13 protein-coding genes are annotated in these 14308 nt (G+C 53.2%); 7 read left to right on the top strand and 6 right to left on the bottom strand.

All coding sequences use genetic code 11. The features are described 5' to 3' along the window. The first annotated feature begins 30 nt into the window (after positions 1–30). Entirely contained in the window at positions 31–2493 is a 2463-nt protein-coding gene (locus QMG16_RS08735; protein WP_281793588.1) for a type IA DNA topoisomerase, read from the top strand. Positions 2494–2668: 175 nt separating this feature from the next. On the opposite strand, the gene msrA is transcribed toward QMG16_RS08735, so the two are convergent. From msrA to QMG16_RS08720, 3 genes are all read right to left on the bottom strand, one after another. Next, complete coding sequence (gene msrA / locus QMG16_RS08730) at positions 2669–3682, bottom strand: peptide-methionine (S)-S-oxide reductase MsrA (protein ID WP_281793587.1); 1014 nt, start codon at positions 3680–3682, stop codon at positions 2669–2671. Positions 3683–3978: 296 nt separating this feature from the next. After that, positions 3979–6156 (bottom strand): PAS domain S-box protein, encoded by a 2178-nt coding sequence (locus QMG16_RS08725; RefSeq protein WP_281793586.1) that lies wholly within the window; start codon positions 6154–6156, stop codon positions 3979–3981. Positions 6157–6201: 45 nt separating this feature from the next. Continuing rightward, complete coding sequence (locus QMG16_RS08720; RefSeq protein ID WP_281793585.1) at positions 6202–6732, bottom strand: macro domain-containing protein; 531 nt, start codon at positions 6730–6732, stop codon at positions 6202–6204. 365 nt (positions 6733–7097) lie between these two features. Here QMG16_RS08720 and QMG16_RS08715 point away from each other — a divergent pair, with 365 nt between their 5' ends. The 6 genes from QMG16_RS08715 (at position 7098) to QMG16_RS08690 (ending at position 12405) form a co-directional block, all read left to right on the top strand. After that, positions 7098–7691: an RlmE family RNA methyltransferase gene (locus tag QMG16_RS08715; RefSeq protein WP_281793584.1), complete on the top strand. Its 594-nt coding sequence runs from the start codon at positions 7098–7100 to the stop codon at positions 7689–7691. Positions 7692–7708: 17 nt separating this feature from the next. After that, positions 7709–8458 (top strand): YebC/PmpR family DNA-binding transcriptional regulator, encoded by a 750-nt coding sequence (locus tag QMG16_RS08710; protein ID WP_281793583.1) that lies wholly within the window; start codon positions 7709–7711, stop codon positions 8456–8458. Between the two features lie 38 nt (positions 8459–8496). Further along, positions 8497–9000, top strand: coding sequence for a crossover junction endodeoxyribonuclease RuvC (gene ruvC / locus QMG16_RS08705; protein ID WP_281797065.1), 504 nt, complete (start codon positions 8497–8499; stop codon positions 8998–9000). Beyond that, positions 8997–9593: a Holliday junction branch migration protein RuvA gene (gene ruvA, locus QMG16_RS08700; protein ID WP_281793582.1), complete on the top strand. Its 597-nt coding sequence runs from the start codon at positions 8997–8999 to the stop codon at positions 9591–9593. Before ruvC ends, ruvA begins: the two co-directional genes overlap by 4 nt. A gap of 53 nt (positions 9594–9646) precedes the next feature. Further along, complete coding sequence (ruvB, locus tag QMG16_RS08695; protein ID WP_281793581.1) at positions 9647–10666, top strand: Holliday junction branch migration DNA helicase RuvB; 1020 nt, start codon at positions 9647–9649, stop codon at positions 10664–10666. A 173-nt stretch (positions 10667–10839) separates the two neighbouring features. Beyond that, a complete protein-coding gene (locus tag QMG16_RS08690) occupies positions 10840–12405 on the top strand; it encodes a S10 family peptidase (protein ID WP_281793580.1) in 1566 nt (521 codons plus the stop codon). A gap of 39 nt (positions 12406–12444) precedes the next feature. Here QMG16_RS08690 and QMG16_RS08685 read toward each other — a convergent pair whose 3' ends face one another. Genes QMG16_RS08685 through QMG16_RS08675 form a run of 3 tightly spaced genes read right to left on the bottom strand, consistent with a single transcriptional unit; the run spans position 12445 to position 14292 of the window. After that, positions 12445–13554: a M20 family metallopeptidase gene (locus QMG16_RS08685; RefSeq protein WP_281793579.1), complete on the bottom strand. Its 1110-nt coding sequence runs from the start codon at positions 13552–13554 to the stop codon at positions 12445–12447. Positions 13555–13556: 2 nt separating this feature from the next. Beyond that, positions 13557–14126, bottom strand: coding sequence for a GNAT family N-acetyltransferase (locus QMG16_RS08680; protein ID WP_281793578.1), 570 nt, complete (start codon positions 14124–14126; stop codon positions 13557–13559). Between the two features lie 7 nt (positions 14127–14133). Next, positions 14134–14292 (bottom strand): hypothetical protein, encoded by a 159-nt coding sequence (locus tag QMG16_RS08675; RefSeq protein WP_281793577.1) that lies wholly within the window; start codon positions 14290–14292, stop codon positions 14134–14136. Positions 14293–14308 lie beyond the last annotated feature (16 nt).

Raw genomic sequence — 14308 nt, 5'->3', positions numbered from 1 at the left:
GCAGAAGGTACACTGAAATGAGGAGATTTTTTGGTCACGCTGGTTCTGACTGAAAAGCCGTCCGTTGCCAGGGATTTTGCCCGAGCCCTGGAAGTGACGGGGAAGAAGGACGGTTTCATTGAAGGAAATGGATATGTCATCACCTGGGCTGTCGGCCACCTCGTGGAACTGGCCGAACCCGAAGATTACGATGATAAATGGAAAAAGTGGAAACTGGAGAGCCTTCCCATCCTTCCCGAAAGTTTGAAGTATAAGCCCATTTCCAATGCCGAAAAACAACTGGGAATCATTCAAAGGCAGCTCAGGAGAGCTGATGTCGGGCGGATCGTCATTGCTACGGATGCCGGGCGTGAGGGGGAAGTGATCGCCCGCACGATCCTGGGGACAGTGGCGGACGTAAAGGGAGAGCTTTACCGGTTTTGGACGTCTCAGGCCCTCACAACTCAGGTGGTCAGGGAGACACTCAAGGATCTAAAGCCCGCCTCAAACTACGACCGCCTCTGGAATGCCGGTCAGGCCAGGCAGATTGCCGACTGGCTGGTGGGGATGAATTTTTCTCGATCTGCCACTCTGAAACTGCGTGGGGGTGGGCGGGAAATCTTTTCCGTCGGCAGAGTGCAGACGGCGGTGCTGGCGCTCCTGGTGGACCGGAAAAGGGAGCGGGAAAACTTTGTTCCTCAGCCTTACTGGCTTCTTCGAGTGAACTTTTCCAATGCCAGGGGCAGCTGGTGGGGATCATGGTTCAGGGGGGAACAGGACCGTTTCCATCAGAAGGAATCCGCCGAAGAAATCCTCGCCCTTGTGGAGGGGCAGACGGGAAAGGTCAAATCCGTCAAGCGCGAGAAGAAAAAATTGGCTCCCCCACTTCTTTATTCTCTCACGGATCTGCAGCGGGAAGCCAATTCGAAGTTCGGGCTGTCGGCGCAACAAACCCTCGATATTGCCCAAAAGCTCTACGAAGAAAAAAAATGCCTCTCCTACCCCCGCACGGATTCGAAAGTGCTCGGTACGCAAAACGTGGATCTGGCGAGGAAGATTGTATCGAAGCTCTCCGATCGTTATCCCGAACTCTTTCAAGGTGTGCTGCGCAGTCGCATCGCCATTTCCAATAAGCGTGTCTTCAACGATGCCAGGCTCACGGACCATCATGCCCTCATCCCGTTGGCTCCGCTTCCCTCCACTGTAACTCACGATCAGTCCAGGATCTACGACCTGGTTCTGAAGCGTTTCGCTGCGGCCTTTCATCCGGATTACGAATACGAAGCGACTCTTATTGTCACCGAAGTGACTGGGGAGACTTTCCGCACCAAGGGCAGCCGCCCCCTGGCGCTGGGCTGGAAAACGGTTTATGGGACAAAAGAAGCTCAAACACCCAAGGGCGGGGACGATGAGCCCGAGGAGGAAAATCTTCCCCCGCTGGAGCGGGGAGATGCGGCGAAGGTGGAGGACTCAAAACTTGAAGAAAGAATGACTCAGCCTCCTCCGGAATACACGGAGGCGCTCCTCCTCAAGGATATGACCAATCCTTCGCGCTATGTTTCCGAAGAAGAACTTCAGAAGATCTTCAAGGGGGAGGTCGGGCTCGGCACCCAGGCCACTCGAGCGCAAATCATAGAGACACTCCTTTTGAGGCAATATGTCGTGAGGGAGAAAAAGAAGCTGGCGCCCACAGACAAGGGGTGTTTCCTCATCGACCGGTTGCGGCGGTTTGAAAAAGCCAAAGCGATTGCCACACCGGAAGAGACCGCCCGGTGGGAAATGGAACTGGAGAAAATAGCTCTGGGTGTTGGTGATCCTGACGCATTCATGCGTGGGATCAGGGAATTTGTTGAAAATGGAGTGGAGGAATTCAAGATGAGTGAAGGCGGGCAGGGGATGCGCGCGACACTGGGCAAATGCCCGGCTTGCGGCGGGGAGATCATCGAGGGGAAGAAAGGATTTGGCTGTTCCAACTGGCGAGAAAAGGACGGGGGGTGTCGGTTCGTGGTCTGGAAAGAAATAGAGGGACAAAAGATCTGGCCGGGAACACTTCGCGTTCTCTTGTCCGGAAGGGCCACGCAGCCCATGCGTTTTCGCTCCGAGGAAGGCGGGGAATTCACCGCCGCTCTCAAGCTGGAGCGGGATGAGAGGGAAGGCGGCTGGGTTACCCGTTTTGTTTCCGTTGGGGAGAAGGAAAATGGTTCGGATGCTTTTCCTTCTCCTGCCGAGGTCCTTGGACAATGCCCCCGCTGCGGAGGAAACGTGGTCGAAGGGAACAAAGGCTACGGATGCGTGAACTGGCGTGAATCCGATGGAGGCTGCCGTTTTGTGATCTGGAAGGTGATCGCCGGAAGGGAACTCCCCATGGATGCGGTCAGAGACCTGCTGTTAAAAGGCGAAACGGAAACAATACACGGCTTCATTTCCAGGAAGGGCAAGGAATTTTCCGCAAAGCTCAAGCTGGATGAAAGTGAATTCAAGACCATCTTTGTGTTTGAAAATACGAGAAGTTGAAATCCTTTCAGTTTCTCTACGGCGTTGAGATACCCTACGGAGGGCACGGAGAAAGAATTCCAAATGAAACCTCTGTGTTCCCCGTGTCTCCGTGGTTCAGATGAAATCCGACAATGTCGGGTGAGTATGTTTTTAAATGTCGGAAGACTCCATCAAGGAGATTTCCGTCTCACGGCTATTTGTCAAAAAGCTCGAGGTACTCGCCGTAACCCTCCTTTTCCAAATCCTCTCGCGGAATAAACCTGAGGGACGCCGAATTGATACAATATCTTTGCCCTGTGGGTTTCGGCCCATCGGGAAAAACGTGTCCCAGGTGAGAATCCCCGTATTTGCTTCGGACTTCCGTGCGGCTCATGAAAAGAGACCGATCCTTTCTTTCCACAATGTTGCCGGGTTCCAGGGGCTTTGTGAAACTCGGCCAGCCGGTTCCGGAATCGTACTTGTCGAGAGAACTGAAAAGAGGTTCTCCCGAGACGATATCCACATAAATTCCTTCCTTTTTATTGTCCCAGTACTCGTTGTTGAAAGGGGGCTCCGTGCCCTCGTGCTGGGTCACTTTATACTGCAGGGGTGTCAACTTGCTCCGCAACACTTCGTCACCAGGTTTTTCGTATTTCGAGCTTTGAGAACCTCTTCCCGTCTTTGTCTCGCTGCTGTTCCAGGCCGTCTTTAGAAACTGGTCCCGGCCCGAATTGGACCTGTACAGTTTGTAACGTAAAGGGTTTTTTCTGTAATAATCCTGGTGGTAGTCTTCCGCCTCATAAAACTGAGTCAGCTTGATGATCTCCGTCGCGATGGGTTTTTTGAAATGTCCGGATTGTTCCAATTCGCGTTTCGATTCTTCAGCCAACTGTCGCTGATCTTCATCGTGATAGAATATGGCGGTTCGATACTGAGAACCCCGGTCTACGAACTGTCCGCCCGGATCGGTGGGGTCCACATGTTTCCAGAAAATATCGAGGAGTTCTTTGTAGGAGACTTTTGCCGGATCATAAATCACCTGAACCGCTTCCAGATGCCCCGTTCCCCCCGCCGAAACCTGCTGATACGTCGGGTTTTCCACATGTCCGCCCGCATACCCTGATATGACCTCGATCACGCCGTCCACTTTCTCAAAGTCCGCTTCCACACACCAGAAACATCCGCCTGCGAATGTGGCTTTTTGTGTTGTGCTGTTTTTTTCGTTCATAACGGTTTCCTTTTCACGTTCCTGATTTTTGGTATAACCTGGTTCCATGAGAATGATTCCCAGGAAAAATACAGAAAGGACAAAGGGAAGGAATTTCATCTCTACGCCTCCCAGAGTGGATGCATATTTTGCTTTCCGCAGTCGTTTTGTCTCTCAACTGCCGTCATTACTAAAAATAAGCATTCGTTTCCCATGGAATGTGAAGAAGTTGTGAACAAGGGGATCGTTCGGAAGATCTGTGGATTGTTGTTCCGCCGTTTGGTTCGAGGTGATGCTTTGAACTTATTGAAGAACCTTTATTTGTCGCCTTTTTTCTGTTCCTCGGTTTCTTCAGCTCCGGCCTTGCGCAGGGAGACGCTGAAAACCATGTAGTCGGGTTCCTGAGTGAAGGAGAGGACTCCACCCATTTCTTTCAGCAACTGGTAGCTGCGGGACATTTCGATGTTGTTTCCCGATTCTTGGAAGGGGAGGAAGAGAAGCTCGGGATCCTTGATCTTTTTTCCCAGAACGGGATTTCTGAAATCGATGTAGATGTTTTCTTCCGCTCCGTAGGTCTGGATGATTAAGGGTCTTGTCTTATCCATGATCTTGACCGCGTTGGTGGTCATGATGATGAGAACCTGGGAGAGGATTTCAGGGTCGACGTAAGCGGGCGGCAGTCCCGGGTCGAGTTCCAATTGCAGGTGTACATTTTCACGTGCCAGTTCGGGAGACAAGAGGTCCACGCATTCGGTGACGATGGGATTGACAAGGCATTCTCTGGGTTGAAGGTGGATGGGCTTCAGGTAATGGTCGATTCTTTCGAGAAGAAGTTCCAGGCGATGGGCTTCTTTCAGGATGATTTCGGCCTCCTGGGAATCGGGGAACTTTTTCTGGAGGCGTCTTGCGAAACCGCCGATGGACACGAGAGGGTTTCTGAACTCATGGGCCACTTCCGCAGTGATGGCGCCCAGGGTCTTGAGCTTCTCCTTCTGCACCAGGGCCTTTTGGGCCGCTTCCAGGTCCCGGGTCCGTTCATTGACCATCTCTTCCAGGTGGTTGCGATAGGTCTTGAGATCCTCTTCGGCTTTCTTGCGTTTGGTGATGTCCCGCAGGATGGCGACATAGCCTTTGATGGAACCGTCGAAGGCTCTAATGACCGAATAAGATCCTTCGACAGGAAAGAGGGTGCCGTCCTTGCGCATGAGCTGCCATTCAAGTCTCAGAGGACCCTTGGTGTGAAGCATCGGATAGGTTGCCTTTGCAAAGGCATGGTAGCTTTCGTCCGAGGGATGAACGATGCTGGCGGGTTGCCCGACCACTTCATCATCCCTCGAATACCCGAAAAGATCCAGAAAAGCCTGATTGAACGAGAGGATTTTTCTGTTTTGGTCCACCAGCACAATGGCATCCGAAGTGCTCTCCACAAGAGTCCTGTAGCGTTCCTCGGATTCCTTGAGGGCTTCTTCCGCTTGCACCCGTTCGGTGATGTCTCGCCAGACGGTGTAGATCATGGGCTTGTCATTTATGGGGATGACTGTCAACAGGACTTCCACCGGGAAGTCCTGTCCATCTGCCCTGCGGTGAACCCATCGGAATCTCAGGCTTTTTTTCTTAAAGGCTTCAGCGATCAATTCGTTGGCTTTGTCAAAAGAAAGGCGGCCGTCCGGTTGTCTCTCGGGTGAGAGTTCAGCCGGATGGAGGGACAAGAGCTGCTCTTTGTCTGCGCAGTGCATCATTTTCACTGCTGCTGGATTACAGTCCACAAAGACATTCCCATCCAGCAGAAGCATGGCGTCGGCTGAATTTTCGAAAAGGGAGCGGAACTTCCTTTCACTTTTTTGCAGCGCCTTTTCCGTCCGTTTGCGTTCGGTAATGTCGCTGACAAAACCCTCGAGGACGGAAATTTTGCCCTCGGCGGAGACGATACCCATGCCTTGTTCCAAAACCCATCGTGTTTCTCCCTTGGCATTCTTGATGCGGTAGACCACGCGGAACGGTTTCCTGTCCAACATGGCTTTACGCCTCTCTTCTCTCACGGATATCAGGTCTTCGGGATGGATCAACCGGGTGTAGGAAATCTTTTCGGGGTCCATGAGTTCCGATGAAGAATAACCCGTCAGGGCTTTGCATCCGTCGCTCACAAATTCCATGCTCATTTGATCGTCGCATCGACAGCGATACGCCATGCCGGGAAGGTTGCTCAAAAGGTTGGAAAGGGTTCGTTGGCTTTCCTGCAGGGCCTCTTCAGCTTTCATGTGGGACTGGACGCTGATGCGCACGAGCCAATAGAGCACAAGCGTTGTCACAGCAATATACAGCCATCCCTTGAAGGTTTGCAGCCGGGTGAGCATTGCCGGGTCCTTGACAAGGGTGCTCACCAGCCTGTCTGAAAAAAGGATCCACATCCCCCCCATCAAAGCGTAGACAAAGGCGATTTTCAGCGCGGTGACTTTATTTTTAGGATGCCAGCGCAATGGTGGGATCATGCTCATGCAAGGATACCTTTTTTGTCCGCAGATTTCTCAGATTAAGAAAACTCAGGGCAACATCGAGTCCAGTGTTTTGGCGAACAGGTCCAGATCCTCCCCGGACCAAAGACAAAAAATCACTTCTTCGAGACTTGTCTTTTCGGTTTCCAGGAAGTTCTTCGCCGTATCGAGCATGATTTGAGCGCAACGGTCCTTGGGAAAACCGAAGATCCCTGTGCTGACTGCCGGAAAAGCGATGGACCGGAGCCCTTTTTCCGTGGCGCGCTTCAGGCTGTTCAAGGTTGCCCGGCGAAGTTTTTCATCTTCGTTTCCCTCCCCATAGCGGGGGCCCACAGCGTGGATTACGTACCTCGCCTTGAGATTTCCAGCCGTGGTAAGAACGGCTTGTCCCACAGTGGTACCACCGATGCGGTTGCACTCTTCCTGAATGCTGGGTCCCCCTTTGGTGCGAATAGCCCCCGCCACACCTCCTCCCAAGATGAGCTGAGCATTGGCGGCATTGACAATGGCGTCCACCGCGAGTTCGGTCAGATCCCCCTGAACCAGCCTGATTTGCTTACCGTTCACTCTCTTTTCCATTGCATTTGCTCCCCTGTTATAGAAGTTCATTCGTTTTTCGACGTGAAGTCCAAAACTCAATAGTTGCAGTTATGGTGCCCGGCAGTTGGAGCCGCTAGTTTTCCATGAGAATCGTATCATTTTCCTCGAATGGACTTGTTTTGTGAATAAAATAAATTATATGAAATTAAATGAAAAATTACAAAGGACGATTGTTCTCCATCGAAAGAATGACGGCATGAATTTTTCGGGCGGGTTCTCAAACGATTGCCCATGCGGATTGCTTCAGGCCGGTGAGGGGCGAAGAAGGTCCTGTTTACAAAACTCTATTTTTTATGCTATACGGGTACTTTTCAAAAACAAAAGTATTTTAAGGCGGTTACTTGATGTCCTATAAGTTTCAGGATCATTATTTCCACCGGGCCAAAAAAGAGAAATACCTGGCACGGGCCGTTTACAAGTTGGATGAGATTCAAAAGAAGCACCAAATCATCAAACCTGGAAACCGTGTGTTGGATCTCGGTGCGGCTCCCGGTTCGTGGATGCAGCTCACGAGTAAGATCGTGGGCCCCAAGGGCTTGCTGGTGGGAGTGGATCTCAAAGAAATTAGCCATTCTTTTCCAGACCATGTCGTGGTATTCCAAAGAGACATTTACGATCCGGAGTTTCTGGAGGCGCTGCAAAGAGATTATGCCCCGTTCGATGTGGTTTTGAGCGATATGGCTCCATCGACTTCGGGTATAAAAGCTGCGGACAGCGCCCGATCGGAGCTTCTCTTTGAACGGGCGCTCCATCTGGCCATGTCTTTGCTCAAAGAGGAAGGGCATTTTCTGGCCAAAATTTTTCAGGGGTCCGACTTCCATGCGATACTTCAGGAGGTCAAGAAATATTTCGGAAGGGTCAAAGTGGTAAAACCGGATGCGTCAAAAAAAGAGAGCAAGGAAATCTATATCCTTGCCATGCGTTTTAAGAAGCCGTAACAAGGAGGAATCATATTATGTCGGGACATTCCAAATGGAGCACCATTCGCCACAAGAAGGGCGCCGCAGATGCCAAGCGCGGAAAGATCTTCACCAAGCTCATCAAGGAAATCATGGTTGCCGCCCGTATGGGAGGAGCAGACCCGGGAGCCAATCCGCGGCTGAGGGCGGCGGTGCTTGCAGCCAAAGCGGAAAATATGCCCAAAGAAAACATTGAACGGGCCATCAAGAAGGGCTCGGGTGAGATGGAAGGCGTCAATTACGAGGAGATCAATTACGAAGGCTATGGACCCGCGGGAGTGGCCATCCTTCTGGAGATCCTGACGGACAACCGAAACCGTGCTGCCAGTGAAGTGCGGCATATTTTCAGCCGTAACGGAGGCAACATGGGTGAGGCGGGTTGTGTGGCGTGGATGTTTGACAAAAAGGGGACCATCGTCTTCAATAAGGAGAACGTTTCCGAAGAGGAACTGATGGAAGTGGCCCTGGAGGCCGGTGCAGAAGATGTCAGGGATGCGGAGAGCCAGTTTGAAGTCGTAACTTCCCTGGAAGACTTCAATGCCGTGAAAGAGGCTTTCGACGAAAAGGGAATGACCTACGAACTGGCCGAAATCACCATGGTGCCCCAGACAACCGTTCCCATTTCGGATGAAAAGACGGCCATGCAGATCCTCAAGCTCATGGATGCCCTGGAAGACAACGACGACGTGCAGCATGCCTATGCCAATTTTGATATTCCGGATGAGATCCTCAATGCTATTGCCTGAAGTTCCATTTTTTCAAAGCACTTGCCTGTAAGTTGCCCATGGTTCGCGCTATCGGTATCGACCCGGGATCCCGGTTCACGGGGTATGGCATCGTGGAAGGCGATGGGAACCGGCTGCGTCACGTTCAGAACGGGACGATTCGCATCCCCCCGAAGCTCCCATTTCCGGAACGTCTGAAAGTGATCTACGATCGGCTCTCTTCGATCATCCAGGACGTTCAGCCTCATTGCATGGCCATCGAGGATGTGTTTTTCGCCAAGAACGTGAAGAGCGCCCTGCGCCTGGGACAGGCCCGTGGCGCCGCCATTCTGGCGGGAGTCAATGTCGGCCTGCCCGTCTACGAATACAGCGCGCTTCAAATCAAGCAGGCGGTTGTAGGATACGGCAAGGCGGGAAAAGACCAGGTGGGGGAGATGATCGGGTATCTTTTCGGGTTGCGTGAGCTTCTGGAATCCAACGCCGCGGATGCCCTTGCGGTGGCCGTCTGCCACCTCAACACTCATGCTTCCAGGGTGCGCTGGAAGCTTCCGGGGACTCTATGATCGGTTATCTGGAAGGCAAACTGCGATACAAATCTCCGGAGTATATCATCATCGATGTACAGGGAGTGGGGTATGTGGTGCAGGTGCCCCTGAGTACTTTCTACGATCTTCCCGAATTGGGGAAAACCGTTTCCATGAATATTCATACCCATGTTCGTGAAGATGCCTTGCAGCTCTTCGGCTTCCGTACGGGGGAGGAAAAGGAGATGTTTTTGCATCTCACCACCGTCAACGGAGTGGGACCGCGTCTTGCGATCAATATCCTTTCCGGGATCAGCGCCGACGAACTGAGGCAGGTGGTCTTTCAGCAGGATCACCTCCGCTTGCGAAACATTCCCGGCGTGGGTAAAAAAATTGCCGAGCGCATTTTGTTGGAGCTCCGTGACAAGCTGAAGATCAAGGTGACCGAGGAGGTCAAGCCCGCCCTTTTGTCAGCCGATGCCGGCGCCTATTCCGATGCGTTCAGCGCACTCGTGAATCTCGGCTACCGTGCGGCGGAAGCTGAAAAGGCCCTGCGAAAAGCCCAGGAGAGACTCGATGAAAATCCGCCCCTGGAAAAACTCCTGAAAGAGTCTCTGAGAATACTGGCCTGACTTCGGTTGTCGCACAATGAAATCCTGCATCCAGGATTTGGAAGAGTATAAAAATGACCGATCGAGTGGTTGAAGCCGAACACAAGGAAGAGGATTTTCCGCTGGATAACAGTCTGCGCCCGCGCTGCCTGGATGAGTACATCGGCCAGAAGTCGGTGAAGGAAAATCTGAAGGTTTTCATCGAAGCCGCCAAACAGCGTTCTCAGCCTCTGGACCATGTCCTTTTTCATGGTCATCCGGGTCTTGGAAAGACTTCTCTTGCAACGGTCATCAGCAACGAACTGGGCGTGAACATGCGAAGCACTTCGGGCCCGGTCATCGAACGCCCGGGAGACCTGGCCGCCATCCTGACCAACCTGGAGGCGCGAGACGTCCTCTTTATCGATGAAATCCATCGCTTGAACCACGTGGTGGAAGAGATCCTCTATCCCGCCATGGAGGATTTCCAACTGGACATCATCATCGGTCAGGGGCCTTCGGCGCGGACCATCAAACTGGACCTGCCTCCTTTTACCCTCGTTGGAGCCACGACGCGCGCGGGTTTGCTGTCGCCGCCCCTGCGGGATCGCTTCGGAGTGCTGCTTCGCCTGGAATTTTACAAGGTGGAGGAGCTCCAGACCATTCTCATCCGTTCCGCCCGCATTTTGGGGATTCGTGTCGAGGAGGAGGGAGCCCTTGAAATTGCCCGGCGCTCGAGAGGGACGCCCCGCATTGCCAACCGCCTGCTGCGGCGTGTGCGGGACTATGCCGAAGTGAGGGCCGACGGCGTGGTGACACCCGAAGTGGCCGATATGGCTCTCAAGATGCTCGATGTGGACGAAAGGGGCTTCGACCGCATGGACCGCAAAATCCTGAGCACGATCATCGAAAAATACGATGGGGGGCCTGTGGGAATCGAAACCCTGGCGGCGGCCGTTTCCGAAGAAAGGGATACCCTGGAAGATGTTTACGAACCCTACCTCATCCAGGAAGGATTCCTGAACAAAACCCCCCGTGGACGCCTTGCCACCCGTTTGGCTTACGAACATTTGGGAGTCGCATTTCGGTCGAGCCAACAATTGAGGATCTACTGATCGCAACGCTTGATGGATTCGTAAAAAGTCGTCACCCCGGTGAAAACCGGGGTCCAGGAGTTTTGTGAGCCATCAAAAACACTGGATTCCGGTTTTCGCCGGAATGACGAAATAACGTCTTCCGGGACTTTTTACGAAGCCATCACGCTTGAGATCGAAAGGAGAGCGAGCAGATGCGGTATGGGACTTTGTTCGTGGCGGTTCTGCTGCTTTTGCAGGCAGCTACAGGATTTGCCCAGGACCGGAAAGCGGCGCAGGAGAAAGCTCCGACTCCGGCACAGGATGCGGCAGCGGATGAAGCCGGCAAGGAATCTGCTCGGGAAGAACCTTCCGTTACCCGGCATTCTTTGAAAATCGACGGAAAAATTTTCAATTATACCGCGACGGCCGGCCGCATGCCCCTCAAGGACGACAGCACAGGGAAGGTGAAGGCGAATCTCTTTTTCATTGCCTATGTTGTGGATGGCAAGGACGTTGGAACCGGTCGCCCCATCACTTTCGTTTTCAATGGCGGGCCCGGCTCTTCTTCCGTCTGGCTGCACCTTGGAGCGGTGGGTCCCAGGCGGATCGTCATGGAGGATGGGAATGTTCCCCTTCTTCCACCCTATAAGGTCGTGGAGAATTTCCATTCCTGGCTTCCCGCCACGGACCTGGTCTTCATCGATCCCGTCGGCACCGGCTTCAGCCGGCCGGCTCAGGGAGAAGCGGGCAAACAGTTTTACGGCCTCAAGGAGGACATTCAATGGGTGGGAGACTTCATCCGGCTTTATACGACCCGGTACGGGCGGTGGCTGTCGCCCAAATTCCTTGCCGGGGAAAGTTATGGCACCTACAGAGCGGTGGGGCTTGCAGACTATCTTTATGAAAATTTCGGAATGGATTTCAATGGCCTGGTGCTTATTTCCCTCGCCCTGGATTTTCAGGCCTTCTCCTATTCTCCCGGCAACGACCTGCCTTATGTGACTTTTTTGCCTTCTTATACGGCTGCAGCCTGGTACCACAAGAAGCTTTCCCCCGATCTTCAGGAAAATCTGCAAAACGCTCTCAGCCGGGCCGAAGCCTGGGCGGGAAAAGAGTATCTCCATGCCCTGGTTCAAGGTGATACGCTCGAGGAAAAAGAGCGGGAAGAGATTGCCCAGGGTCTGGAGCGATATACCGGCCTCAAAAAAAGCTTTATTCGATACCATAACCTGCGAATCAATCGGTCGGATTTCATGAACGAGCTGCTCCGTGATGAAAACCTGAGCGTCGGCTTGCTGGATGCCAGATTGACCCGTAAAGGGGAATCTACGGACTTCCTCAACGATCCTGGCATGGCGCTGGCGACGGGGCCTTACGTGGCGGCTTTGAACGACTACGTGAGAAAAGAGCTCAAGTATGAAACAGACCTTCCCTATATCTTTTTGTCCGAAGAAGTGAACGACCAGTGGGATTGGGGGTCGCGCATCCGCGGGTATGTGAGCATTCTGGAACCCCTCAAGAATGTCCTCACGCGAAGCAGACGCATGAAAGTGTTTGCGGCATGTGGATACTATGATCTCGACACCCCTTACATGGGGTCCCGGTACTCCCTGAGCCATTTGGGATTGGATGCGGAATTACAAAAGAACATTTCCATCGGATACTATGAGGGAGGCCACATGCTTTACACGCAAACTCCGGTCCTGGAAAAACTCTCGGCGGATGTGACCGCGTTCATCAAAAGCGCCGTTGCCGGGACCGCAGAGAGCGGGAAATAAGTTCGCCGCCGTGGAAGGCGGCGCTACCGTATGGGGGCCTCAGCTCGAGATGGAAACGAGCAGGTCGTAGTAGATCTCACAAGCCGTGAGAACCTGTTCAAAGGAGACATCCTCGTCGCGGGCATGCGCCTTTTCGAGTTGTCCCGGCCCCATGAGGATCGGTTTGACTCCCGCCGCCCAGAGCAGGTTGGCGTCGGAATGGCTGCGGAAGGCCTCAGGTTTCCAGGGGAGGGAATGCCTGGCGTAGATTTCTTTCAGGGATTGCACCAGGGGACCTTTTTCAGGAAGCTCGTAGCCCGCATGAATCGTCGTGAAACGAAGGGTGCCGTTGAAGTCCGGGTTTTCCTGGCGCTCCCGCATGAGAATCTCTTCGATCTCGAGGGTAATTTCCCCCAGGGGGGCGGAGGGGGGGAGATGAAGATCGATCCAGGCTTCACAGGCTTCGGGCACGGCGAAACCCGCCTGGGAATTGGAGAGCTCCCTGATGTTGTAAACGATTTCCGGGCGTTCCGCCGCCATGTAATGCGATAGCTTGAGGAGCAGCTTGAGCATGTTCTCGATGGGGTTTTGCCCCGGGTTGGCCAGGGAGGCATGCATGCGTTTTCCCTCGGTGTTGACCTGGACTTCCATGTAGCCGTAATGGCTGAGGCAGGGCTGCAGGTTGGTGGGTTCCCCAATGAGGGCCCGCGGAAAATGAAAATCCTTGACCAGCTTCATGGCGCCGTCCCCTTCCTCCTCCTCCCCAACTACCAGGGCCAAGGCTACAGGGGCCAGTGAGTAGCCTTTTTCCCAGAATGTCAGGAAAGCTTCGATCATGGCGGCGCACCCCCCCTTCATGTCGGCCGCCCCCAATCCGATGATCCTGTCGCCCTCTTCTGTAAATCCATAGTGGTCGAAATCGTAGGCCACCACCGTATCCACGTGGCCGATCATCGCCAGGCGGGGCTCCATTTCCGCAGGCATTGCCAGGATATTGTATCGGTTCTCGTCAACGGTCTGAAGGGTCACGGGAATGCCGCGCTGTTTCAGGTAATCGAGGAGGAACTCGAGCAGCTCTTCTTCCTTGCCCGAAGGACTGTAAATATCGATCATGTCCCGGAGGAGCTGCCTTACCCGTTGAGGCTGGATGGGGGTGTCCGTTGTCTTCATGCTCAATCGTCTTCGTCCATTCTATAGCGGGGCAGTGTCCGCCCGAAGGTTTTCTTTTCTCTCTGCTGTTTCAGAGGGTCCAGGTTCAGGGCGAGGTAAATGTGTTCCTGAGGGTGCCTGAAGCCCATCTTGCGGAAAAATTGAAGTGCGGGCAGGTTGTCCGCCTCGGAATCCACCAGGAGCATGCGCACGCCTTCTTCCAGCATCATATCCCGGAACCGGTTGAAGAGCTTCGAGGCTACTCCCAGCCCGTGGTAGTCGGGATCGATGCCCATCCAGACAAGGTAGCCATACTTCCAGGCAGAGTGGCTCTTGGTCACGGTGGTGCCGAGAGCGAATCCGACGATTTCTTCATCTTCAGATTCCGCTACCAGGCAAAACTCCGAGTCCGTCTGAAAGAGCGATATGACTTCGTATTCATCCCAGGTTCGATAGAGGTTCGGAATTTCCTTGGCCGTGAAGAGCCTCTCACCCAGGTGAAAAACGGCTGCCAGATCGTCGATTCCCATTTGTCGAACCGTTACATTGGCCCGTTTTTTCTTTTGTTCTATATCTTCTTCTTGTGTTTCCATGTGTACCCTATTTATTGTGGCCTCCTGTTTTTGATTTTTCAGTCATGCCGGACCGTTCCAGTTTGAGAAAGTGCGTCCGATGTTCAGCCTGGAAGATCCTGTTCTGACGAATTTTCTCTTTTCGCTTCAAGTCTCCATACTTACCGAAACGACCCTTTTGCGTCATGATTTTCTCCTCTGTT

Origin of the sequence: Desulforhabdus amnigena, assembly GCF_027925305.1 — a bacterium.
In the GTDB taxonomy this organism is placed as follows: Bacteria; Desulfobacterota; Syntrophobacteria; order Syntrophobacterales; family Syntrophobacteraceae; genus Desulforhabdus; species Desulforhabdus amnigena.
This window is presented reverse-complemented; position numbering and strand designations above follow the sequence as displayed.